23 protein-coding genes are annotated in these 24,398 nt (G+C 50.7%); 12 read left to right on the plus strand and 11 right to left on the minus strand.

What is annotated here, in order from left to right; translation table 11 throughout:
- Nucleotides 1-111: 111 nt before the first annotated feature.
- Both VK694_02615 and VK694_02620 read left to right on the plus strand, forming a co-directional pair.
- Nucleotides 112-699 carry a hypothetical protein gene (locus tag VK694_02615; GenBank protein HTE57610.1) on the plus strand — a complete coding sequence of 196 codons (588 nt, stop codon included), beginning with the start codon at nt 112-114 and terminating at the stop codon, nt 697-699.
- Nucleotides 699-2,447 carry a hypothetical protein gene (locus VK694_02620; GenBank protein ID HTE57611.1) on the plus strand — a complete coding sequence of 583 codons (1,749 nt, stop codon included), beginning with the start codon at nt 699-701 and terminating at the stop codon, nt 2,445-2,447. The genes VK694_02615 and VK694_02620 overlap by 1 nt, the downstream gene beginning before the upstream one ends.
- Nucleotides 2,448-2,620: 173 nt before the next feature.
- Here VK694_02620 and VK694_02625 read toward each other — a convergent pair whose 3' ends face one another.
- Both VK694_02625 and VK694_02630 read right to left on the minus strand, forming a co-directional pair.
- Nucleotides 2,621-4,015 carry a hypothetical protein gene (locus VK694_02625; protein HTE57612.1) on the minus strand — a complete coding sequence of 465 codons (1,395 nt, stop codon included), beginning with the start codon at nt 4,013-4,015 and terminating at the stop codon, nt 2,621-2,623.
- Between the two features lie 201 nt (nt 4,016-4,216).
- Nucleotides 4,217-5,644, minus strand: a complete 1,428-nt coding sequence (locus VK694_02630; GenBank protein ID HTE57613.1) for a hypothetical protein — start codon at nt 5,642-5,644, stop codon at nt 4,217-4,219.
- 93 nt (nt 5,645-5,737) lie between these two features.
- Between VK694_02630 and VK694_02635 the strand changes: the two genes are divergently transcribed.
- The 7 genes from VK694_02635 (at nt 5,738) to VK694_02665 (ending at nt 11,585) form a co-directional block, all read left to right on the plus strand.
- Nucleotides 5,738-6,478 carry a glycosyltransferase family 2 protein gene (locus VK694_02635; GenBank protein HTE57614.1) on the plus strand — a complete coding sequence of 247 codons (741 nt, stop codon included), beginning with the start codon at nt 5,738-5,740 and terminating at the stop codon, nt 6,476-6,478.
- On the plus strand, nt 6,456-6,908 hold the full coding sequence (locus tag VK694_02640; GenBank protein HTE57615.1) for a GtrA family protein: 453 nt from the start codon (nt 6,456-6,458) through the stop codon (nt 6,906-6,908). Before VK694_02635 ends, VK694_02640 begins: the two co-directional genes overlap by 23 nt.
- The gene (locus tag VK694_02645) at nt 6,895-7,326 is read left to right on the plus strand and encodes a hypothetical protein (protein ID HTE57616.1); all 432 of its coding nucleotides are present in this window, start codon (nt 6,895-6,897) and stop codon (nt 7,324-7,326) included. Before VK694_02640 ends, VK694_02645 begins: the two co-directional genes overlap by 14 nt.
- Entirely contained in the window at nt 7,323-8,933 is a 1,611-nt protein-coding gene (locus VK694_02650; GenBank protein ID HTE57617.1) for a GMC oxidoreductase, read from the plus strand. Before VK694_02645 ends, VK694_02650 begins: the two co-directional genes overlap by 4 nt.
- Entirely contained in the window at nt 8,926-9,798 is an 873-nt protein-coding gene (locus tag VK694_02655) for an NAD-dependent epimerase/dehydratase family protein (protein HTE57618.1), read from the plus strand. Before VK694_02650 ends, VK694_02655 begins: the two co-directional genes overlap by 8 nt.
- A 24-nt stretch (nt 9,799-9,822) precedes the next feature.
- Complete coding sequence (locus VK694_02660; protein HTE57619.1) at nt 9,823-10,536, plus strand: ElyC/SanA/YdcF family protein; 714 nt, start codon at nt 9,823-9,825, stop codon at nt 10,534-10,536.
- 95 nt (nt 10,537-10,631) lie between these two features.
- Nucleotides 10,632-11,585, plus strand: a complete 954-nt coding sequence (locus VK694_02665; GenBank protein ID HTE57620.1) for a methyltransferase domain-containing protein — start codon at nt 10,632-10,634, stop codon at nt 11,583-11,585.
- 9 nt (nt 11,586-11,594) lie between these two features.
- On the opposite strand, the gene VK694_02670 is transcribed toward VK694_02665, so the two are convergent.
- Entirely contained in the window at nt 11,595-12,401 is an 807-nt protein-coding gene (locus tag VK694_02670) for an FkbM family methyltransferase (protein HTE57621.1), read from the minus strand.
- A gap of 322 nt (nt 12,402-12,723) precedes the next feature.
- On the opposite strand from VK694_02670, the gene VK694_02675 reads away from it, so the two are divergent.
- Nucleotides 12,724-12,960: a type II toxin-antitoxin system Phd/YefM family antitoxin gene (locus VK694_02675; GenBank protein ID HTE57622.1), complete on the plus strand. Its 237-nt coding sequence runs from the start codon at nt 12,724-12,726 to the stop codon at nt 12,958-12,960.
- Nucleotides 12,957-13,385 carry a type II toxin-antitoxin system VapC family toxin gene (locus VK694_02680; GenBank protein ID HTE57623.1) on the plus strand — a complete coding sequence of 143 codons (429 nt, stop codon included), beginning with the start codon at nt 12,957-12,959 and terminating at the stop codon, nt 13,383-13,385. The genes VK694_02675 and VK694_02680 overlap by 4 nt, the downstream gene beginning before the upstream one ends.
- Nucleotides 13,386-13,483: 98 nt before the next feature.
- Here VK694_02680 and VK694_02685 read toward each other — a convergent pair whose 3' ends face one another.
- From VK694_02685 to VK694_02720, 8 genes are all read right to left on the minus strand, one after another.
- Complete coding sequence (locus tag VK694_02685) at nt 13,484-14,068, minus strand: hypothetical protein (protein HTE57624.1); 585 nt, start codon at nt 14,066-14,068, stop codon at nt 13,484-13,486.
- Between the two features lie 193 nt (nt 14,069-14,261).
- Nucleotides 14,262-15,893 (minus strand): hypothetical protein, encoded by a 1,632-nt coding sequence (locus VK694_02690; protein ID HTE57625.1) that lies wholly within the window; start codon nt 15,891-15,893, stop codon nt 14,262-14,264.
- 11 nt (nt 15,894-15,904) lie between these two features.
- Complete coding sequence (locus VK694_02695) at nt 15,905-17,218, minus strand: glycosyltransferase family 1 protein (GenBank protein HTE57626.1); 1,314 nt, start codon at nt 17,216-17,218, stop codon at nt 15,905-15,907.
- On the minus strand, nt 17,215-18,426 hold the full coding sequence (locus VK694_02700; protein ID HTE57627.1) for a glycosyltransferase: 1,212 nt from the start codon (nt 18,424-18,426) through the stop codon (nt 17,215-17,217). The genes VK694_02695 and VK694_02700 overlap by 4 nt, the downstream gene beginning before the upstream one ends.
- Before the next feature lie 7 nt (nt 18,427-18,433).
- On the minus strand, nt 18,434-20,119 hold the full coding sequence (locus tag VK694_02705; protein HTE57628.1) for a glycosyltransferase: 1,686 nt from the start codon (nt 20,117-20,119) through the stop codon (nt 18,434-18,436).
- Complete coding sequence (locus tag VK694_02710) at nt 20,116-21,195, minus strand: FkbM family methyltransferase (protein HTE57629.1); 1,080 nt, start codon at nt 21,193-21,195, stop codon at nt 20,116-20,118. Before VK694_02710 ends, VK694_02705 begins: the two co-directional genes overlap by 4 nt.
- Before the next feature lie 7 nt (nt 21,196-21,202).
- Nucleotides 21,203-22,402 carry an ABC transporter ATP-binding protein gene (locus tag VK694_02715; GenBank protein ID HTE57630.1) on the minus strand — a complete coding sequence of 400 codons (1,200 nt, stop codon included), beginning with the start codon at nt 22,400-22,402 and terminating at the stop codon, nt 21,203-21,205.
- A gap of 2 nt (nt 22,403-22,404) precedes the next feature.
- Complete coding sequence (locus VK694_02720) at nt 22,405-23,211, minus strand: ABC transporter permease (protein HTE57631.1); 807 nt, start codon at nt 23,209-23,211, stop codon at nt 22,405-22,407.
- 85 nt (nt 23,212-23,296) lie between these two features.
- Here VK694_02720 and VK694_02725 point away from each other — a divergent pair, with 85 nt between their 5' ends.
- Entirely contained in the window at nt 23,297-24,397 is a 1,101-nt protein-coding gene (locus VK694_02725; protein HTE57632.1) for a glycosyltransferase family 1 protein, read from the plus strand.
- The last annotated feature ends 1 nt before the right edge of the window (nt 24,398 follow it).

Consider the following 24,398-nt stretch of genomic DNA (forward strand, 5'->3'; position numbering starts at 1 on the left):
AAAGCTTCTGTAATATATTGAACTGCTTGGTTACTTCTCTTATAGTATAAAGTCCCTTGCCTAGCACAAGCGCAATCTTGAATTCTGCTTATGTTTGTGGTATACTACGTAATGAATAGGACAAAACAAATAATGCAGCAACCCAAGCGAATACGGTTCACCAAAAAATCACTTATCATCGGCGCCGTTCTAGCCCTTGTTATCGCCGGTGGCGGAGTATTTGCTTATCAACAGACGCGTCCAGATAACCCCCGCAAGGTTTCCGAAAATCCAGAGAGCACTGCCCAGAATGAAGACGAGATCAACCTAGACCCAGCTACCGATGAAGAAAAGAAAGAAACCGACCAACACAAAGACGAGCTAGTAAAACAGAACGAACAGCCCCAACCAGGCGGCGGCAACAAGTCTGTCACCCCCAGTATCGTAGACGCTTCACAGTACGGCCAACAAGTCGAAGTCCGCGCCCTAGTATCTGGCGTATACGAAGAAGGCGGCACCTGCAAAGCAACCTTTACCAAAAGCGGCCAAACGGTTAGCAAACAATCTGCCGGTTTTAAAGACGCCACCACTACCACCTGCACACCCATGACCATCCCGCGCGCAGAGTTCCCAAGCGCTGGTGACTGGAGCGTAACCGTAACTTACACCTCTGGCAGCTCCACGGGCACTTCGGCTAGCAAAACTGTGAGGATCCAGTAGTGCGTCGGCAAGCGTTTAGATTCGCGCTTGCCTTGTTGCTTCCTCTATTTATTGTCGCTCCGTATTTTGGCAGCCTGTCTCCCCAGAAGGCCTCGGCACTTGCCGGCCACGAGTTTCAGTCTGGGCGCATCATAGACGATGGTGTGTTCTTTAACGGCAACGCTCTCTCCCAGCAACAGATCCAAGAATTTATGAATGCCAAGGTGTCCACCTGTGACACCTGGGGTAGCCAGCCGCGTGGTGGTACCACCCGGGCCGCCCATGGTTCGGCCAACGGAGCACCGCCTCCTTATATATGCCTCAAGGAATACAGCATGTCTACGCCGTTCAAACCTGCAGATGGTCTGTGCAACGGCCACAACCCGGGCAACAAAGGCAGTGCTCAGATTTTGTACGAGGTCCAACAGAGCTGTGGCGTCAGTGCCAAGGCCTTGTTGGTTCTCTTGCAAAAAGAGCAGTCCCTGGTCACCGACGATTGGCCGTGGCCCATCCAGTACCGCAGTGCCACCGGCTATGGCTGCCCAGATAGCGCTCCTTGTGATTCAGAATATTATGGCTTCTTTAACCAGGTCTATAACGCCGCTCGGCAGTTTAGGCGTTATGCCCGCGATGCCAGCATGTTCAACTATCGTCGTGACCGCAACAACTTTATCCAGTACAACCCCAACGGCGGTTGTGGCGGTGGCAATGTCTACATACAGAACAGTGCAACAGCCGGACTGTACAACTACACACCCTACCAACCCAACTCCGCCGCCTTGAATAACCTATATGGCACTGGCGACGGCTGTAGCGCCTACGGCAATCGCAACTTTTGGCGCATGTACAACGACTGGTTTGGTAATACCTTTGGCTTTCCGTTTGCCGCTTCATTCAGGGGTGGTAGTCCACCCGTTGTCGTCAAACACGGGCAAAATGCCTCTATGTCCTTTGACTTCCAGAATACTGGGTCGCAGTTCTGGAAAGACGATGCCAGTGCCCTGCCTTATTACCCACGCACTCGACTGATGGGAACCTGGCCAATCAACCGCGGCAGCGCCTTTAGCAATGCAACATGGCCAAATCCCAGCCGGCCAGTATCAGTCTTTACGGCTGTCTACGAAAACGACGGAACTACTCCGGCTGCCGACCAACACACGGTGTGGCCGGGACAGGTCGGACGCTTCCAGTTCGCCGTTTCCTACCCGGGCTACGGCATCGGTGGTGGCATTCACCAAGAACACTTCGAACTGGTCCAAGACGGCGCATCTAATTTCTGGGTACCTGGTGGCTATGCCTGGCAGTCAATTGTAACGGCCGAACCATTTGCTGCTGGCTTCCGCGGCGTCAGCCCCGAGCCAACCGTACGCCCCGGTATCAACGACACCATGTATTTTGACTTCCAAAACCTCGGGTCGCAGTTCTGGAAGGACGATGCCAGCGCATTATCCTACTATCCTCGCACTCGACTGATGGGCGCTTGGCCTATCAACCGTAATAGCGCCTTTGTGCATAGTTCGTGGCTATCTGCCAGCCGACCAGTAAATGTCTTTAACAAAGTCTACGAAGCCGACGGAGTCACCCTGGCTGCCGACCAACACACTGTATGGCCGGGACAGGTCGGACGCTTCCTGATGACCGTACAGCACCCCACCAACGGCACGCCTGTTGGCAAGTACAAAGAACACTTTGAACTAGTTCAAGACGGCGTACCCAACTTCTGGGTACCTGGTGGCTATGCCTGGCAAGCCGTCAACATCGCCCCTTAGTGCCCTACCCCAGATCTCCCTTTCGAGCCCAAAATTGATCCATTTTGGATGACAATCCGTTCTGGCTTCTGTGGCGTAACCATAGTTACGGCTCAGAAGTTAGGGCGGATTGGCGCCGGAATGGGCGGTTTTGGGACGGAATTGGGGATCTGGGGTAGGCTCTTAGATAAGTTCTAGTAGACCTGGACCTTAACGGTCACAGCGCTCTCGTCGATCCAGCCCACTCCCTCTTGGAGTACGCTAAATTCTTCGGTGTAGGTACCTGTCTCGAGCTTGTTACTGTCAAGGGTAAAAGCAAAACTAAAGTTCTGGCGCGGCCGTACATGATCAGCCAATTCATAGACTCCGCTCTTCTTTATGCGCAGGTCGTGAGCGGGCCGATTGTTATTGCTGCCCACCCAGGATTTATCCTGAAATTTTGACTCACGATCTTTGGGATCCGAAGTGCCCAGCACAATTGGCTTGGTCTCGCTCAGGCGACTATACAAACTGCAGAGTGGGTAGGGTGTTCTGTTGGTAAAATCCAAAAATACTTCTTTGCTGGTGCCCTTTTTTATACGGACCTTAACTTCCTTTTGGGCGGGTGTAATCTTGATACTGCCCAAAGGAGCCTTCTGGCTTTTTAGGAGTGCAGCAATCAGTGGATTCTTGCGCTTGTAGCCAAAGAGCGTCCGAATGTTTTGGGCGTACACGACGTTTAGGTGACTCTCGTGTTTTATGCGCGAAGCCTGCGCTTTTACCGACACATATGGCTGCAGGGGCTTATGAATAATCAGTATTGCCTGTGTTGCCAAGTGTCCGCCAACTTGGATCTTTGAGTAGTCGTTACCATACTGTGGACGCAGGCTGACGCGAGAGTCTTGCGCACGTGTGCCCAATGTAAATCGCAGCGGACTGACGCGGTAGCCTTTGCGCACCAGCCGGTTTTGCAGCCGTTGGATATCACGCAGCCGGAAAATCACAGTGCTGCCAGCGTCGACCGTCTTGGTGTTGGACAGCACGTTAATTTCAGTGGTGTGTACAGCCATGCCGCCTGGCTTTAGGCAGTCCAGGCTATTTTCTATAAAATCCAACCCAGCGTCTATAGACCCCAGGTGACCCAACGCGCAGTTGGACCATACAAAATCATACTTGCCCGCCAGCTTCTTGGAAATCTTGGTCATGTCTATTGGCATGTAGCTAACCATTTCTTTAAACTTTTTGGGATCACAAATACCCAAACGATTGAGCGACTGAGCGCTCTCAGCCAGCTCGTGCTGCTTCCAGTGCTTGGCCTTGGCAGTGGTAAAATCTTGGTCGGTGGCCATCACCTGCACGCCGTAATGGGCAAACAGTGCCGGCAATCGCTCTTGGCCCACGCCAAATCCAACGCCGCTCAAATCGCTTCTACTAAAGTCTAGGCGCTCCCACAGAGCTTGCACTAGCGCCGCGTTTTGCCAAAACTTGTTGGCACGCAGGGCGTGATTGTCCAGGTTGTGTTTGTCTTGTTTTAACTCTTTTGCCCACCGCTTGTACCAGTCGCTGTCAAAATCTTTTGTAACCAACGTGTGGCTTTTGATATGTATCATAACGACTGGCTTACCCTCCGTGCTACCACCCTGAGTTAAATTGGTGTTGTCTTGCCAAAGTATAGCACTCCCAAAACAAAACCTGTCTTTTTCTGGTGATGGATCAGTGAGCCAAAAAGCTGCTTTTGGGCCGCTGAGGCCCGGCAGAAATGGCGAGTTTTGTTTTGGGAGTGCTATATATAGGCAATGACGGTCTTTCGTCTACAGAGTCGTAACCTTTTTACGAGGCACTGACTGCTTGCTTGCCACATACCAGCCATACCACACACAAGCAGCTACCAGCGCCATTCCGGCAAGTGTCTTTAGCCAGCTGAAGCGACCAACCAACTCGGTGTGTAGCGTGTACTGTGGCAGCAGTCTATCAAACCCGACTCCCACCCGTTTCTCTAGTTCCGAGAAAAATACAGCCCGCGGTTCGTAACCTGGATAGCTCAGACGAATACGCGTGGCAAAAACTGTAACCATCAGCGTGGCTAGAGTCAGTACCGCTACAAACGCCTTTTGGTATGTGGTGCGTATCGCTAACAAAAAGAAAGCCACCGCCGGCATAAGAGCCGGCATAAAATCCATAAGGTAGCGACCCAAGGGAGCATACCCGCCCCACCATTCGCTGAATGACATAGTTATGACATAGGCTGGTATCAGGATTATGGCTACCGTAGACAGCGACGCCCTGTGTGCTTTCCACCACAGCGGTAACCCGCACAGTAGCAGCAAGAACCCTGGGTTATACACCAGCAAGCCGCGGCGAACATCCCACAAGCTAGCTGGAATACTGCTGAATGGCGACACCATGCCCAGGTAGGTGGGGTATATGGCTGTTGGATTCCACACCCCAAACCACCGATGCGTCAGCCAGAAAAATACCAATGCGGCGGGCACGCTGACCGCAAGCACGGGCCACGGGATCTGCTTGTGTTGCTTATAATTTTTGTACAGCATGAGTGTGCCCAACGGCAAGGCAAAGGCCAGAGACTTGGCATGCACAAAAGCCATGGCCACCAGTAGCACCGCAAAGACAGCTTGCCACAGCCTGTCTTTATAAAACCGCTGCAGAATAATGAGTGCGCCCAGCAGCAGCCCGGCCGTTACAAAGTCGGGATACAAATACCCGGCCAGGCCGTTGAAAAAGTAGCTGATAGCGAGCAGCAGCGTACTGAATAGGGATACCTTGGCATTTTTAGTGAGCAGCAGCGTCCACCACCATGTCAACAGCAGTACTATGGTGGCCACTAGCAGCATCACCAGCATGGGGCCGATCCGCTCGTTCCACAAAAAGGCGGGCAATATCATAAATGGCAGACCAATGCCGTGGAACGAATACCAGCCCGAGAACTTTTGGGTAGTGTTGAGCGGGCTGGCATGGTCTGGCGTTGGCGCCGGATAGTACCGGAAGTAGTCGAAGTTCTGATAGTTGTTCTTTAGGTCCAGGTCGTGATCATGGGTCAGGCTGTAGTCCATGAGTAGATAGTGCGGTTCATCACCACTCAGAGGGTGCTGCACATACTGCCGCACCCCATATAAAAAGCCAAACAATACCAGCCATACCAGAACGACAGAGAGCATCGGGTGTCCGACTGCCCACTGATAGACGGTGCCTGCAGACTTCTTCCAAGAGTGTTTACGCATATGCAGGAATTGTAGCAGTCGCTTGTCTGCCGGGCTATGTTTCATTTTTACCAAAACATAAGCAAACTACTGGTACAATATATATCTAGAATCATGGGAAAAAACTACGACCTCACTATTTTAGTGCCGGTTTACAACGAAGAAGTTAGCCTGCCAACTATTTTAAAGAAAATAGAGACTGCTGAGTTGCCAAACGCCGAGGTAGTTATCGTCAACGACGGCTCGGCCGACAACAGCAAACACATCATCGAAAAATGGGCCAAGAAAAAAGACCTGCCCTTCAGGGTGCGGGTAGTCCACCACCCCAAGAACAAAGGCAAAGGTGCAGCTATTCAGACGGGACTGAGCCTGTCCGAAGGCAGGTACTTTGTCATCCAAGACGCCGATCTAGAGTATGATCCCGCAGAAATCCCCAGCCTGCTCGAGGTTGTCCTGGAGAGCGAGGCACCGGTTATCTACGGCTCACGCTTTATGGGTACCATCAGTGACATGCCCAGAGCCAACTACTATGCCAATCGCTTTTATAACATTTTGGTACGCAGTCTCTACGGGGTCCGCATAACCGACATGCACACCTGCTACAAAATGATAGAAACCGACCTATTCAAGGAGTTGGACATTCAACAGCACGGCTTTGGCTATGCTCCAGAAGTTATCTCTAAATTGCTGCGCAAGAAGGTGCCTATCGTGGAAATACCTATCAGCTACACGGGCCGAACGGTCAAAGAAGGCAAAAAGATAAACACCCGCGATGGCTGGGAGTGCCTGACTCAGCTGGTAAGATATAGGTTCGTAAACGAAAGCAACTTGTTTGATCGTAAAGAAAATATTTGACCAGTTTGTAGTGTTCAGCACTAAGACCCAAGTGGGTCGTTTTTTGGTAGTGGGCTCCGGAGCCTTTCTGGTCAATGTCGTGCTGCTGTATCTCTTTCATGGCGTTATGGGAATACCCATTTTGCCTGCCCAGATCTTGGGCGCCGAGGGTACTATTATTTTTAGTTTCTACCTGCACCATTACTGGACATATCGTCAATACAGCGAAAAACCCCTGTGGCTTCGGTTTATCGAATTCAACGGCAGTGCCCTGGGCGGTTCGCTCATCTCTACCCTGTCGGTTCTTATCTGCACACAGCTGCTGCATGTTCACTACCTTGCCGGCCTGTCCATAGGGGCGGTCTTGGCTACATCGTGGAATTACTTCTCTAACCAGTATTTCATTTGGACAAAGGGCAGGAAGCAACAGGTGGAGTATGCAGAAGACTAAAACCACGAGACAAGTCTCGGGGGTGGGGTCGTCTGTGCTTAAAAAAGAAGCAAAGAGCTTTGCCCGTTATCTGGTCAGACAAGAACCAAGTAGACAAGTCATTGCTCGGTATACAGAAGCGCTTGCCCATAACCCTCCGTCTATATCTGCCACCGATATCCATTTGCTAGAGTTCATACGCAAACATCCATGGTCACTTGGCTGCATAGAGGCCGGATTGGCACTCAGGCAGCCCCACTCGGAAGTCCGCCGCCGGCTGTATATTATGCTAGCCATTTTAGAATCGTCGCCAGACCACACTGCTGCCTTTTTGCCCCAAGAACGATCAGCTTGGTACATAGTGCCTCTCGCTTTGGCGGGTCTGCGGGCCGTCGGCAAAGCCCTGGTTGGTGTAATCATGGTGGGAGTTGTACGGTGAAAACTTTCGACTACTTGGTAGTAGGATCAGGCTGTTCGGGCGCTATGGCAGCTCAGACTTTGGTAGAAGCCGGATTGGACGTTGTTATGCTAGACGCTGGGTTTACCAAAGACCCAGAGACCTCGACCATACCCGACGAAGACTACCTGGACCTGCGCCAGTCAGACACTAGCCAGCATCAGTACCTCATTGGTCCTCGTGCCGAGGGTGTGGCCTGGGGCAACGTTGGCAAGGGCGAACAAATTACCCCGCCGCGCAAGCACATCACCGAGCAAGTCGATGATCTTATACCCATAGACTCTGCCGATTTTTCACCGCTCGAGAGCCTAGCGTATGGCGGGCTGGGAGCCGGCTGGGGCCTGCAGTGCTGGCAGTTTTCTACCTACGACCTCAAACAAGCAGGACTAAAGCCAGCTATGTTTGACGCTTACGAAACCGTTGCCAAACGTATTGGCGTCAGCGCCACCGCCGACAAAGCCGCGCGATACACTCTGGGCAAGCTCAAAACTTACCAGCCCTCTGCCGACATGGACCGCAACCATACCTATATTCTTCGGAAGTACCTGGCGGATACCAAGCGCTTCAAGCACCAGGGCTTTATCATGGGCAGGACACCCCTAGCACTCATAACTCAGGACCACGATGGTCGGACCGGCTACAAGTATCGGGATATGGACTTTTATTCCGACAACGACCAGAGCGCCTGGCGCCCGTGGATTACCATAGACAAACTCAAACAGCATAAAAACTTCCACTATATTGGTGGCTATCTGGTACTCAGTTTTTCCGAAACTGCCGAGGGCGTGGTGGTCGAATGCCTGCGCACCGCCGACAACAGCCGCCAAACCGTCCGCTGTCGCAAACTCATCCTGGCTACCAGCGCTCTGGGCAGCGCCCGCGTAGTACTGCGCTCTCTGGGTGACGAAGCGACCAAACTACCCTTGCTGTGCAATCCCTATCGCTATGTTCCCTGCGTACAGCCCAAGCTGGTCGGTAAGGCTGCCGAGAGCCACAAGCTCGGGTTTACCCAATTGTCGCTTTTCTTGGACGAGGCCCATCGCAACCAAGACGTATCGGTCGCTTCTTTGTATAGCTACCAATCGCTTATGTTGTTTAGGATCATCCGCCATGCGCCGCTCGATTTTGTCGACGCTCGGCTGCTCATTCAGTATCTGATGTCCGGCATTGTTATCATGGGCATTCACCACCCAGACAGACAAACCGCCAACAAATGGCTGCAACTGCAACCCACACCTGACACGCCAACTGGCGACAATCTGCGCATTATGTACCAATTACAGGCAGAAGAAAGTGCCGAGTTTGATCGTCGCGAAAAGAAGTACCTAAAGGCTATGCGCAGCATGGGAACCTACGGACTCAAGCGCATCAATCCCGGCGAAGGTGCTAGTATTCATTATGCGGGCACCTTGCCGTTTAGCCAGGAGCCAAAAGACTTCAGTCTTAGTCCAGATGGGCGGCTGCACGGTACGCGTAATGTCTATGTGGCGGACAGCGCTGGCTTTACTTACCTGCCCGCCAAAGGCCTGACATTCTCACTCATGGCCAATGCCCATCTCGTGGCAGAAAGCGTTATAAAAAATGGCTAAGACAGTTATCATTACCGGCGCCAATGGATTCCTCGGGACCCAGCTGGTCAAACATTTCTCGGGTCAGGGATGGCACGTTCGGGCCTTGGTCCGAGAGCCCCAAAAGCATATCAGTACCAGGCAGCTCACTTACCTGGCCTACGACTTGACCAAATCACTCAATCCGGACATCTTTAAAGGCGCCGACTATCTGGTACACGCCGCTTATATAAAACATGACAAACACCACCCCCACGCCAGCGAACTCAACATCGACGCAGCCAAACAGTTACTGGCTGCCAGCCGAGTCCACAACTTAAAGAAGAATGTGTTTATTTCTAGCATGTCTGCCCACGCCGAGGCCGTATCGGTTTACGGCAAGCACAAGTTTGCCATAGAAAAACTGTTCAACACCTCCGCCGACATCAGCCTGCGACCGGGTCTCATCATTGGCAACGGCGGTATTGTCCGTACCATGGTGGCCTTCATGAAGACCAAACACGTGGTGCCACTCATGGGTGGCGGCAAGCAGCCGGTGCAGATTATTGGCCGAGACGATCTGGTACAGGCTATCGACACAGCCCTTGTCACCAAGGTCTCCGGCGTCCTCACCATAGCCCATCCAAAAGTGCTGACCTACAAGCAGTTTTACCAAACCATCAGCAAACAGCTGGGCATCAAAGTTGTCTTTGTACCCGTTCCATATCACGCTGTGCTGGCTGGCCTGACCATTGCCAGCAAACTCCCCCTACCGCTGGGTATTGGGCCCGACAATCTGCGTGGCCTTAGAAAACTACAATCAGTAGACAACCACGCCGACCTAGAGCAGCTCCACCTCAAGCTCATGACTCTAGAAAAATGCCTGCAAAAAACCACCCTCCATTGACAGAAATATGATAGTCTTTTATGCATGACAAACTCTTATGAATTCATAGAGGGCACACCGGGCGTTACCGAAGATGACATAACCCACCTCATTATTCCCAGTCGCTACCGCGGACCAGACGGCCTTGGCTTGGGCGAAATCAGTCAACAGCGAGTCGACACAGCGGCCGCCTTTTTTATAGATCATGCACTTGACGGTTTTATCATCTGCAGCGGCTACAAGAATCCTGCCGACAAAGGAGGCACCCCTTGGCGTGACCCGATCGGCCGCGAATTTGAAGGACAACCGGAAGCCTATGGCATGCTCGATAGGTTGCGGAGCACACACCCTGGCGTAGATCCCAACCGCCACCTGGTCGAACCCTTTTCTATAGACACCGTAACTAATATGACTCTTGTGCAGCATCTTCTAGATATTGGCCCTGACGAACGACCAGTTGGTATTGTCGCCCACCAAGAGCACCTAGAGCGGATTCTGGACATCATTGCTCCGCGGACCCTGAAACAACCCTTTGCCGGGATCATGGCACCAGAGGTACCCGGCCACCCAGACAAAGACCCTCGTGGCGTGCGGCTGGTTAGCCGCTGGGTAACTCGTGGACTTACACCCGACACCCCCAACATCACTGAGATCGCCGAACGACGCATACTCAAAATCTACGGCGTCGTGCTTGCTCCCCAAGCACTCAAAGAACATCTTGGCGGACTTTTTGACCGCAAGACTCAAGAAGTTGTGTAAACTAAGCATTTCCCGGTATCATAGACGGTATACATATCACTAATATATAAAGCCAGGTTAAGTACATTGGGGACCATCTGGCTTACGGGGGATTCATGCAAAGAGTCAGTTACTCAAAGTTAACCAAGGAGGCCGAAGCCTATTGGAAATGGGCCGAAGAAACCCCCATTGTTCCCGTTCCCGCTAGCGTAGCCCGCGAAGGCGCCGGGTCCGAGATCCGCACCCCAATCATGCACTACGGCGTTATCATGCCAGTCTATATGTCCGTAGCCCGCTACCTGCGTGCCCTCAAGCCCAAAAAGGGCATGCGTCTTATCGAGCTAGGCTCTGGCTCTGGCCGGCCGCTCACCTACCTAAAGACCCTGTTTCCAGAACTAGAAGTTTGGGGTGTCGATTATTCCGAAGGTGGTATAACTTACGCCAAGCAAGTCTATGGCAAGCAAGGCGTCAAGTTCAAACACGTACCAGCGCAAGATACCTCACTGAAGGCTGGGTACTTTGACTTTGTTATTTCGTCGCATGTTATCGAGCACGTCACCAAAGAAGAAGCACTAGACTTCATGCAAGAAGCAAACCGACTGCTCAAAAAAGGCGGCTACGCCTTCATCGGTACGCCAGAACGACGCAAGTGCCAAGAGCTATACATGAAGAACCCGACCGAGGCCAAAAAGAATCGCCTGGTCCCACCACACGAACATGAATTCAGGCTGCCCGAGCTACAAGCACTGGGCGAGCAAGTCTTTCCAAAAAAGAACGTTCGAGTAGACTCGCTAGTAAACCCAACTTTTCATAAAGTTTTCAAATCTAGCATCGACAAGTTTCGACCCAAAAAGTCTGTCAGCAGCAAGCTGGTCAATACCACCTATCGCACCATTCGCGACAAGACTCCACGCCCCGTCTTTGACACCATCACCCGCATTGGTGCCAAGCGGCAGATGAAGCAGCACGACATCAGCTTCCAGGACATCCTAATGGACAACAGTATCGCAAGCGCCAAAGACAAGCCATCTCCAGACAACCTATTCCTGGTCTGCCAGAAGCCAGAGTAAAGAGGAGCTCTAACCCTTCACAATCTTAGACGCGTAGCCGCGGGCCCGGCGCTTGCCGGCGGCAGCTATAGTACGTACCTGCCGGCGGCGAATCTTGTGGTATTCGGTTTCCAGCTGATCGTAAGCTTGGGACTTTCCAGCCAGCTGCGTCTCTAGCTCGTCAATTTTCTTCTGTAGCTGCAGCTCGCGCGAAGTGTAATTGCCGGTACCCAAAACTCGTGGTGCGTAGTTATAAATGGTAAGCGACTCGGGTTCTACAGTATCCAGGTAGTAATTGTTCAGCCCGTCAAAAAACTCCAGCTTGTAACCAAGTTTCTTTAGCATAGGGTTAATTTTTTGGCGTACCGTAGCCTCGACAGCTAGGACGCTTGGCCGGTATTTATCCCAATCGTTGCCGTTAAGCGCCTCAACCTCAAAGCCCTCGACGTCTACCTTCATAAAATCTATCGGTGGAATATCTTGTTTGGCCAGCAAATCAGACAGAGGTTTTACCTCGACTTCTGAATCTTCGTAGGGCAGGTCCTGCCCTTCGTGAATCTTCATGATCTCTTCAGAGAATGTCGAAAGTCCGTTGTGGTGAGGATAGTTCCGAAAACGTAGCAGGCCTTTTTTATCGGCCACACCGAGGTTTAGGTTGATATCGCGGCGACGGGTGCGGGCAAAGGTCTTGTGAAGCTCCGGATTTGGTTCGATATTAATTCCGCGCCAGCCACGATCATAGAACAACTTGGTAACCGAATGAAACTCTGGGTGGTGCGCGCCAACATCTACATAAAAACCTTTTTTGCGGTGCCCTAGTAGGGCCCACAAGTACATATCCTCACGATTTTGTGCATACGTTACAAGCGGCGTGCTCACTGTTTATCCCCTTTTGTGACACTATAGCATCTGCCAGCATGATTTGGGACAAATTGTTTTATTTACATACCAAACTCATCCAGCTTAAAAAGAATGATTTTGCATGCTGCTCTGCTCTTTGAGGAAAAGTCGATTATTTACTACAGCATTTATGAATCAACAGAACTTACAATAAATAACATTCGTAGAGGAACGCCCTCTTTGGCTCCTCTTTGACTTTGATCTGAAAATACTTGACAAGCTAGACAGTCTAGCCTATCATCATACCATGACGTGGCAAATGCAAGACGCAAAAAATAAACTGAGCGAAGTCGTTGATACCAGCATCAGCAAGGGGCCGCAAATTATTAGTCGGCGTGGCCGCAACACCGCTGTTGTTATGAGTTACGAGGACTACCGGCGGCACATTACGCCAAAGAAAGGGCTTAAAAAGCTCCTCATGTCTACTGACCTTGACGAGCTTGACCTTGCCCGAGATCAATCCGTATCCGGTCGCGCCACCGACCTCAAACTATGACAAACTACCTGTTGGATACCAACGCGCTTAGCGAAGCGCCAAAAAAGGCTCCCGATGGCAGCTTTATGGAGTGGTTTGCATCTGCTGATGAGCTCAACCTTTTCACTTCCTGCCTTGTGCTGGGTGAAATTAAAAAAGGTATATCCCTAAACACAGACGGTGATAAACAAAAGCTTTTCAACAAGTGGCTGGCTGAAATCGTAGACGGTTTTGATAACCGAATTATAGAAGTAGATAAAGAAGTGTGCTTACTATGGGGTGAGCTTACAGCTACTGGCCAGCGACTTGGCAAGACCCCTCCCGCCATCGATGCCCTCATCGCCGCACAATGTCTCCAGCACAACCTAGTACTCGTCACTCGCAATGTGAAGGATTTCGAACAGTTCTCTGACTTGAAGATTCTTTGCCCCTGGTCTAACCAGTAGCTAGCAAGCTCTTCTATCTGTTAGAAGACAGTCTTCGTTATTACAGTCTTCGTTATTACCTTCTATCTGTTAGAAGACAGTCTTCGTTATTACTGTTATTATTGCGGTTTTACTCGAGAGCGCCTCACCAAAAGAAACGCGAATAGCGAAACATTCATGAAAAAGACAACACCCGGATATAGTATATTTGTCAGTGAGTAGACTTCAAGGGCAAGAAGAGAGAAACATATGGAAGTTGCGTAAGTGAAATAAGCAAACGCAGTTTCTTCGTAAGGATTGCTGTAAGATTTTCGAAAAGTAGGGAAAAATCCACCAACTGCCTCCACGAGAGTAATGAGTACGGCGGCGATCAGAGGTTGATCTGTAGCAATCCAAAAAACAAAGGCTATGCCCGCGAAAAGCAGGCTTACTTTATCGACAATTTGTATGTCCTTGTGTCCGTAAAGCAGAGAGAGTATGAAGATAAAGAGAGTCGCAGCCACAGTTAAGCCTAGAAGCCACGAGCCAGGCCCCCCTTTACCCTGAACCTGTATACCGAAGCCCACCAACCCCAACACGGCCCAAACTAACCATGAATAAGCATGCGGCTTTGTTCTTTTTCTTAGGACATTATTGATGTATGGCACATAGCCGACAGATGCCACAACAAGAGAACATACTCCGAGAACAACTTTTAGATCCATGCCGTGTAGTGTAGCAGAAGGATTAGCGCAACACCCACCTCCTAGTAGTTATATGAACACCCAGCAAATCTATGACACGATAGAGTTTGCTTTACAGAACACCGCCAGTAAATGCCGCATGGAAGCCCCCAAATATCCTTAATAGTCGTAAGTATATAGCCAGGCTTAGATTATGGGAATGTTTTTGTAGAACTTACTGGTTTAGTCGTTCGAGTTCGCACAGCCGGAACTTGAGCGGGATCGTTTCGCGTGTATAGACAGGCAGCTCCTGGCATGACCGTGTCTTGAAGCCAAAGTGATTCAGGGTGTTCTCGGTAGCCACCGCCTCTTCATCGGCCTTGAGGGCATAGAACGGCGCGTTCTGCCTTTTCTTTTGCTCTACGGCCTGACGTAATTTGTTCTGCATGGCTGGAGTGCCCATGGCGGGCGAGCTCAGGTCACTTTCTATGCGAATGGCTTGGCTACTTTCTGGAAAATACGGCACCGTAAATCCAAATGGCGCAAAGCCCGGTATCAGCACGGCGGCATTTTCTAGGTGCGCAAAAGTGGCCTTACTCACACCAAAGTATGTCGGCCGCCACGAGACCCGCCCCCAGTCTATGGGCACCGTCAGCCGGGTAATAGTCACGGCCACCACGACGACCGCTGCGGTAGCGTAGGTAAATCGAGGTACCAGGGTGTACACAGCGGTAGTTATAGCTACGAGCGCTAGTAGTTCGAGTGGCATGAGGTAACGATAGTACGAGAACTTGGCCGTCCAGATCACAAATGACACCACCACAAAAATCCAAAAAGCGGTGTGCGGTTTGGACCATCTTGGCAGCGATGTCTTTTCCTTCAGCACCCACTTGCGCACCACGAAATATCCGACCAGCACAACCAGCGCAGTGTAGGCTACGGCCAGCCGCGGATCTTTAAATGGTATTTCCGAAGATAGTGCCTGCTTGGATGCATAGTAGAACGGCGCAAAGACTGCGTGCAGCAAAGACTTTGGTATCCAACGCACGTCTTCAAAATTCTTGGCCGGATAATAGGGCGACTGAAAAACAGCATTATAAAAAGGGAAGATAGGACTCTTAAATAACTGCCATAGCTTGAGATACCAGAAGCCACCCGTCAGCAGCGTGCCAATGCCTATGGCCAATCCATGAAAGAAGCCTTCTTTGATTTTTTTGACCCAGCTGCCCTCTACCAATAGCCCCGCCGCCAGGAGTGCCAAAGCATAGATAACCCCGGTCAGCTTCAACCCAACACCAGCGCCAATAACAAAGTACGCCGCCAAACGAACTAGCCTCTGCGACGGCCAGACTTTTGGCCTAGAAAAGCTAAAGAGCAACAGCAGCAGGCCGCCCAGCACAAATAGACTGGCCAAATTATCGCCCATAGTATTGCCGACTTCTGATATATTGCCTGCCCCAAAGAACGACAAAATACCGACGAACAAGGCAACCGCCCAGCGCTGCCAGCTCCAGATCCTCTTCCGCGGCAACAAGAGCAGCACAATCTCAAAGATTAGGAAGATGTTCAGACCCTGGATCATGCCCAAGCCGGTTGCTGCTATCCGCGGACGAACATGGCTGATCAGCAGATAGCCCGGAATATCAGGCAGCGGGTTGGCATAGCTCTCCAGTTCGCCAATGGCTATGTCGTGCTCTATACGGTCGTTTAGGAATATATGTGGGTTAGCGTAGTGGTAATTCTGCAAGTCAAAGTTAATATCCTGGCCCAGACGTGCTGCCATGAAGCCACCAATGCCCACCGCAACAACCAGAGCAAAGATATGAATTCCGTATTTTTTTAGTGAGTGTTTTATTTTTGTTTTCACTGGTTTATTGCTTACATCTTATCTACAAACTTTTTTACTTGAGTAAAGGTGTGGTCCCATGCAACGGGCTGGTAGGTCTTTTGTATCTGCGCCTCTTTCTTTGCCAGCGTGGGCTTGTCCATGTATTTCTGTAGCAGCTCCAAACAACCAACCGTGTCATAGGGCGAGAAGTACTCTATGAGGTCTCCGGCAATCTCGGTCATAGACGAAGTGTCAGACGCCAAGCACAATTTGCCATGAGCCAATGACTCGGCAATAGGCAGCCCCCAGCCCTCATACACAGACGGATAAACCGTCAACAGACAATTTTGATACAGCCACTCTAGCTCTTGGTCACTGCGGCCGCCAATATACACCATGTCACGAAACGCTGGGTCATGCGTAAACTGGTACATGACATCGCCCGTGTACCACCCCTTACCCCCTACCACTACCAGTTTGGGCAGTTTGAGGCCACGCCGAAAGCCTTCTTTGTAGGCGGTATACAGTAGCTGGTGATTCTTGCGTACCTCGACCGTGCCACAGCACAGTATAAAGTTGCCCGGCTTGAGTGATTTTATCCCCGGCTTTACCGGCTCTACTTTGGCAAAATCATCACCCAGTCTAATGACATCGATGGGGGGCGGCGGAATCAGCATGCCTTTGCAATAATTCAGCATATCCCGCTTGGACGACTCAGAAATAGCCAGCAAGCCATCAGACAAAGCACCCACCTCAAACATGTGTTGGGTATAGGGTTTGAACAGCGGCAGGCCAAACAGGTGCGGGAAAAAGATCGGTATAAGATCGTACACTACCTGGATAATTTTGAAGTGCTGATCCAGCTTGTCCTTGCGCAGCGCTTCCATAAATGACCGATAGTCCCACGCCTTGCCCGTTATCAGCACTATGTCATCAGCACCAAATCGCATAGCCGGAGTAGTAGGGGTCGCCACTGCGGGCTGCGGTGGCCGCATGGTGCGCTTGGCTTTTTTTAGCACGCGCTTTATAAGAGTTCGTCGTTCGGGTGTCAGCCGCTTGCGCACCGCTTCTGGAGAATTCTGGTACACGCGAGCTACCATAACACGAGCCCGAATAGACTTGGACGGCTTGGGGGGTGGTGCACCTGCTTCGGCTTCTTGCGCGGCAGCCTCGACGCGTTGGATCACTTCATCAAATGAATGCTGGTGAAAGGTATTGCTGCGTGGATTAAACACAAAGTAGTCAACGTTTGGCTGGCCCCGATACCGTTTGGCAATCTGATAGACCACACGCTGAGTGCCGGTATGGTAGCCAGCCCAAACACTAATGTCACTGATATCAATCCATACTTTTTTGGCGCTCATAGTGCTTTGACCCCTTCCACCATTGGCTGCAGGCAGTATTCCCACTGCACTTTTTCGGCTAGAGCCTCCTGCTCTTTGGTCCTTTTTTTGAATGGTGCATCAAAGGCTTTTAACAGTGTTTCGCGAAAAGCCTCGGGCGTGTCGGCCACATAGACATTGGGCAGATCCATATAGTCTTCAAACGACCGAAAGGCATAACTGGTAGCCACAATCTTTTTGCCGGACAGGATAGCTTCGGCGGTTTTTAGATTTGACCCACCGCCTTCGGTAATCGGCAGCAGAATAACGTCGCTGCTATCTATGAGGCCATATAAGGCGTCGTCACTCATTCGCCCTGCTGCATGTACGCGGTTCCAGAAAGTAACATATTCTGGCTGCAGCTTCTTCTCCACAAACGTGTCGTGGAAATAATCAGAGATACTGCCCGCCAGCATAATTCGGGCGTCTGACGGCATAAAGCCTACACGATCGCCAATGGTTGCCAAAAAGCCAAACCAGTTTGGTGGGTGAGCGCTACCTACAAAAGTTGCGATCTTGGTAACCCGCTCTTGCTCACGGAACTGCGTCCAGCGGTCACGAGCCGCCTGACTGGCGTGATGCTTAGCAATACCGTTCGGGGCAACAACTGGATGTTTTGCACCCAGCTCCGCCAACTCTGCGGCATCTTCAGGACTGACTGCTACCGACAGGTCGGCATGGGTAGACATGTCTGATTCCCACTTTTTTATCAACTCGCTCGCCTCTTTTGCCTCGTCGGCATAGCCGGCGTTGCTCAGGATCTCCAGCTTCTGAATATATTCAATGTTCTGTGAACTTTGCACAATCTTAGGGTGCATATCCAGTTCCTCTAGAAGCGGTTTCAGGCCAAAGTAGGGAAAGACTTGCTCGCACTGGATAATATCCGGCTTAAAGGTTGTTAGCAACTTCTCCATGCGCTTACGCACCCTGGGATCGTCATGGATAGCCAAACCACAAATGATGTCACCAGTGTAAGGCGAGTCTGTGGTCTTTTTGCGGGTAATACCCTTTACGGCAATGTCGCTGCGATCATACACCTGGTAGTAATCCGGTGGGAAAATAGCTACAAACCTGACCTCTGAAAAGATCTGCTTGTACAGCTTGACGATAGCAGCCAGTCGCTTTTGCCCGCCGTGCTGCGGCCGCTTGATCGGATATACCCCAATGATGAGAATTTTTTTCTTGACCATGTATTCCTTAAATCTTTGTGATTATATCTTCAATGATGCTTTGGTTATTGCGCTGAGTGTCCAAAAAGTCAGCCCGGTGCACAACATTGCCAGCTTGTTCCAACAAAGCCGACATGGCTTCTACCTTGTGTTTGGCCCTCAGGCTCTTTTTGTCTGCCTCACCGATATATCCGGCATGTACCAGCTCGCTCAGCAAACCGGCAGACTTGGGCATAACAAAACAAATACCCGGAACCGCCACAGCTCGGCGGACCACCTCTACACTAGCACCGGTCTCATCAATAAAATATACGTTTTTTCTACTACGGAGCCCTGCAGGCGACAGATGCTTTACGTTCCCAACCCAGGCCATGCGATCCATGAAGTATGCCTTCTGGCTGCTGTCTACGTACACGTCCTCACTCACCCAGTAGTGAATATCCGCCTTGGTGCTCAGCCCCCATACCAGCGACTGCACGACTGCACCCAAGTTGCCGCTGCTTGTCGCCGGGTGCGGCAGTACAAAGTTATAAGCACCCTTCTTTGGCTTTTTTGCTGGCTGCTGGTGAGGCAAATGCTGCAAGCTGTCTGCTAAGCGCTCGGCACTGGCCCGCCAGGTATAGGTACTCTCGATACGCTTGTACTCGGCCTGTTTGTCGGCCCAGTTCAGTTTTGCCACACCATCTACCAACGCCTTGGTGATTGACTCTGCCGAATCAGGATTGGCAAAGTAAAAAGCTTTTTTGGAAAGTTCTTCAAATACATCGATTGTCGAACATATGACCGGCTTGTCATACATAACTCCCTCAAGCAGAGGCAGACCCAAGCCCTCTATGTAGGACACTAGCATAATGGCCGCACTACCCCGGTAATAATAGTCCAGCACTTGTTCGGTTATATTGCCCGTAAACACAATGTTTTCGGTATAAGTCCGTAGTAGTTCCTGGCTGTCGTCAGAAAAAGTAGATGTGACAACCAGCGTAAAGTCGTCTCCAAACTCACGGTTGAACTGCGCAAAGGCTTTGACGGCATTTTCGTTATTTTTGTGCGGGTAGTCAGCACTAATCATAAGAATGTAAGGCTTGGGCAGGTCTGGTTTCTTGACCAACTCCCTGGATTCTCGCTCTATAGTTGCCCCATTCAAGTTCACGATTTTTCCAGGAGCGATAGACAGCTCATTTTCTAGTTGACGCTTTGTAGTCTCGGAAATAGCATAGATAACATCGGCCTCAAATATGCCTGAGAAATGTGAAAAATACAGATTGGCCGAGAACAGTGCCGAAAAATCCCGCCACCGTATCAGTGGAATAAGATCATAAAAAATGAGTAGTTTGGCCGCCACTTGTGTCGGAAAGCTAGCACAATAATGGAACATAAACAGCCCCAAAATCAGGAAATGTACAGACTGCCCTTTGTGATTGATCCGAATATATTCGTCCAGCCGAGTCGTTGCCTTATGTTTACCACGAGCAACGTTACCGTCTAGCGTAGGCAAGTCCAGCATAACAATGTCCGACTGCGGAAAGTATTTCTTGAAGGTATGGCGCTTGGCGTCAGTCAGCTCAAGGTTTTTGTTACAAATAAATGTAATAGGAAGTGCATCATTGCGGGTGGCATAGTCTTTCAGCAGCGCCAGACAGTAAGCACCCATGCCGCGCTCCCAGGCAGCCGTCTGCAGCAGCTGGGCATCTACCAACAGTACTTTGTCACTCATCGTATCTTCCTTTTTGCATAAGCCATGCCGCGCTTGACCCGGCCGTACTGCCGAGCAGCGGCTTGCTTGCCGTGCCTGAATTGCTTTTGCAGGCCAGCCTGCATATCTTGTTGTAGCTGCGCAACTCCCACTGCCGTATCAAGCCCATACGTTTCTGCTGACCTAACCGTAGTTGGCACAGCAGTAGATAGCTTGTGTTCTATTCGGGCGTCGACCCTTTTTACCAAACCCCTCACGTGCGTGCGCGCATCGATAGCCTGTGGCTTGCGTGCCGGCTTGATAGCCCCAAGCTCATCTATCTTTTGCTTGGCGCGCTTTAGCTGAAGAGCCAGTAGACGCTTTTCGCGGTCCAGATCGTTCAGGCGAATATACTCGTCCCATGCCACAAAGCGCGGCCCTAGTAGCACCTTGTCTGGATACGAATATTTCTGGATACGCTTTTCGTCTTCGTTGCGTACAAAGTATTCATTCAACCCATCAAAAAATACCTTGGTGTAGTTGGCTTTTTTAAGGATAGGGTGCCAATCTTTAAAAACGTGATTGGCTTCTATACATACCACCCGTGGTCGATACTTGTGCCAGTCATTGCTGATCAGTGCCTCGTATTCATACCCTTCTATATCTACTTTTAAGAAATCAATGGTCGGTACTTTGTGTTCTTTAAATATATGCTCGAGTGTTTGGACGGGCACCTTATAGTCTTTGTAGATGCGGGTGAAGTAGTAGTTACTCTTTTCGTACTGCTGCTGCATGTCAGCTGAGAAGGTGGACAGGCCATCACCTCGCTCATAGTCGCGAAAGACTAATTCTGCGGCTTTATCAGAAACACCCACCATTAGGTTGATGTCACGTGGCCGATCAGCAGCCAACAGTCCGTGCAGTAAAGGAGAGGGTTCTATATTCATGCCCCGCCAGCCCAGACGATAAAAATGCTTGGTTACTGAGTCTTTGGCTGGGTGGTTGGCCCCTACGTCTACATAAAAGCCTTTTTTTATATCGTCCAGCAAGCTATACAAAATAATGTCTTCGCCATTCTGCCCAAAGCTGATGAATGACGTCGGTTTGTTGTCGGCCATGTCTTTTCTAAGACCCTTCCTTTTCGACCTTCACCTGGATGCGCGGACCCACCACGTAGGGTGTTGACTCTTCGTTGACCACCTTAAAGGTTTTGGCGCCATCCCACCACTCGCAGACCTCGACACCATCGGCATGCACTGCGGCTACGTTGACGTAGTAGGTACCGTCAGTAAAGAGGTTAGGTATTTTCCAGTCGAGGGTTACGGTCTGACCTTTTTTGATTGTACCCAGCTTTTGTCGTTTTATCTTGGTGTTGGTACCTAAGATGGTCGTACCTGCTGAGTTCGTTACCGAGAAACCAAAGATAGGATCTTCTATGTCCTGGTTGGCCCGCGCTACCGCCTGCACCTCTAGGTGTTTTTGATCACTCAGAACCGTTTCTGCGATTTTTACTTTTTGGTAGGTGATAGCTTTGTCGCCCCACTTCGTGTCGCTGCTATCTGAGTCACTGGCGTGCAGCTCCTCGGTGAACATACGCGTATAGGCAGATGCCACCTTTTCAGAAACACCCTGGGTGATCATCTTGCTCTGTTCTATTAAAATAGCGCGGTCACAATATTCCCGTACTGCATTCATATCGTGGCTGACAAAGATAACTGTCTTCTTCTGCTTCTTGAGGTCGCGGAAATAGTTAAAGCATTTACGTTGGAAGTTGGCGTCGCCCACTGCCAAAACTTCGTCGATCAGCAAAATATCTGACTCTGCCAGGCGAGTCGCAACAGAGAATGCCAGTCGCACCTGCATGCCCGACGAATAGTTTTTGAGTTTTTGATCCATAAAACGTTCTAGTTCGGCAAAAGCCACAATATCGTCGTAGCGTGCTTCTACTTCTTTTTGGCTAAAGCCCAACAGCGCACCATTCAGAAACAAGTTTTCGCGGCCGGTCAGCTCACCATTAAAACCAACGCCCAGCTCGATAAAGGGCACTACACGGCCGTTCACCTGGACATCACCCTTGGTAGGCTGATAAATACCAGCTAGGATTTTCAGCAACGTACTCTTGCCGCTGCCGTTGCGGCCCACGATACCAAAGAATTCACCCTGTTTAATCTCGAAGCTAATATCCCGTAGGGCGTGCTGCGTCTCATATGTATGATTACCGAGCGAGAAGACATTAGTAAACATAGACTTGATAGAACCAGCCTTTTGGTGTGGCAACTTGAAGTTCTTGTGGACGCCGGTGACTTTGATTGCTGTGTCGTTCATGTCTAAATTTCCTCCGCGAAGAAGCGTGACTGTTTACGGAAGTATAGTCCGGCTATGACAGCCACCGCTATGGTGATAGACACCGGCACTATCCGGATCCATTCATTGCCATAGACGGTACCAATAGTGGTAGTTTTGTCAGAGATCAGCAAATAACGCATGTCCTGCATAGTCTGTGCTAGGGGACTTATCATCAGCATCTTTTGCACCCACAGTGGTGCCAAGGTAATAGGGAAGAATATGGGCGTGCCGTAAAACAGGGCCTGCATAACCACATCCCATATATACCCAATGTCGCGAAGCTTGACATATGTAGCGCTCAGGAAGAACCCAAGGCCCAGGCTGAGGACAAACAGCTCGAAAAATACCAGCGGGGCCAACAGGGCTGACCATGACAGATCAATCCCGGTAAATGCCACAAAGATGGCAACCACAATAAGGTTCAGAAAGAAGTTAATAAGAGCCGAACAGGAGGTGGCCAGGACAATAACGTACTTTGGGAAGTTGAGCTTGCGCAGCAGGTCGCCCTTGCCCACGATAGCGCCCACGCTCCCACCAGTCAGCTCAGTAAAGAAAGACCACACCACCAACCCAAACAACAGATAAGCACCCGAGTTACGAACACCAAAGTCCACCGACAGGATTTTGACAAAAATCACGTACATGATGGCAAACAGAAACAGTGGCTTCAGAAGCGACCACAGATACCCCAAGAAGGAGTTTTGGTAGCGAAGCTTGAAGTCGCTCTTTACGAGCTGCTTCAGGAGTATCACCGAATATCGGTATCGGCCTTTTGTACGTTGTATCACTTCTCACACATTCTACCTCTTTGAGATAGGCCGAGCAAGAAACGTCCGCCCAGATGTGCTAGGCTAAATGACAGAATCCTATCTTATGAAAATCATTATTAATGCCTATCAGTACTCTCCGTCCATCACCGGCACCGACCGGATGGCCTCTAACTTCTTGCGAGAGCTGCAAAAAATCGACACCACCAACACCTACTACATCGTCTGCTCGTCAGAGCAATACATCCAGCCCATCATAACCGCTTCCAACTTTACGGTACTGCAACCCAAGCACTTCTTGCCCGGTAGCTTCACCAAAAGGGTTGTTAACAAACTCTGGCGGACGCTGCTGCCATGGTATCTGTCACGCTTCAAGGCAGATGTGTACTTTTCCTTCCATAACATGCGTTTGCCACACCGACGAGTAGCTACCCAGATGATCGCCAGCAACCTGGATCTCATCCCGCTGAAGTTTGACGAATATAAAAACCTCAGCCCTGGACAAGTGGAAGAGATCAAGCAAACCGCCCAAACCGCTGACGCCTTTATGTCTATATCTGAATACTCCAAGCAAGAGCTGTGCAGCACACTTGCCGTCGACCCTAAAAAAGTACATGTCATTCACCTGGCCGCCGACCCACTGTTCGACGGCAAGCCGCATCCGGCCTCGTTCGACCTACCCCCTTCTTTTATATTCACCATAGGTGGTAGCGAGCCACGCAAAAATGTCGACACCATTGCCAAAGCTTTCGCCCAGCTGCCCCCAGCCTTGCAAAAATCCTACCCACTCCTGATTGTCGGCGGTAGTTGGCACGACCGCCCACTCGACCCACTACGCCTTTCCCCTCATATACAAACACTCGGGTATGTCAGCGATACCGACCTAGCCAGCCTGTACGCCCACACCACTGCCTTTATCTTTGCCTCTCAGTACGAGGGCTTTGGTTTTACCCTGCTAGAGGCCATGGCTTATGGCGCTCCGGTGCTTTCTGCCACCGGTTCGTCGCTAGACGAGGTTGCCGGTACCGCCACACTCAGCTTTGAGCCCAATGACGCCGACTCCTTAGCCACATTCCTGCAAGATGTTCTGACCAAACCGGCCATACGCAAAAACCTACAAGCCGCAAGCCGCAAGCAAGCTCAAGAATTTTCCTGGGCCAAATCAGCCAAACAACTTCATTCATTGTTGACGGGCATGATAGGCTAGA

Source organism: Verrucomicrobiia bacterium (assembly GCA_035489575.1).
In the GTDB taxonomy this organism is placed as follows: Bacteria; Patescibacteriota; Saccharimonadia; order Saccharimonadales; family JAGQNK01; genus DATHJY01.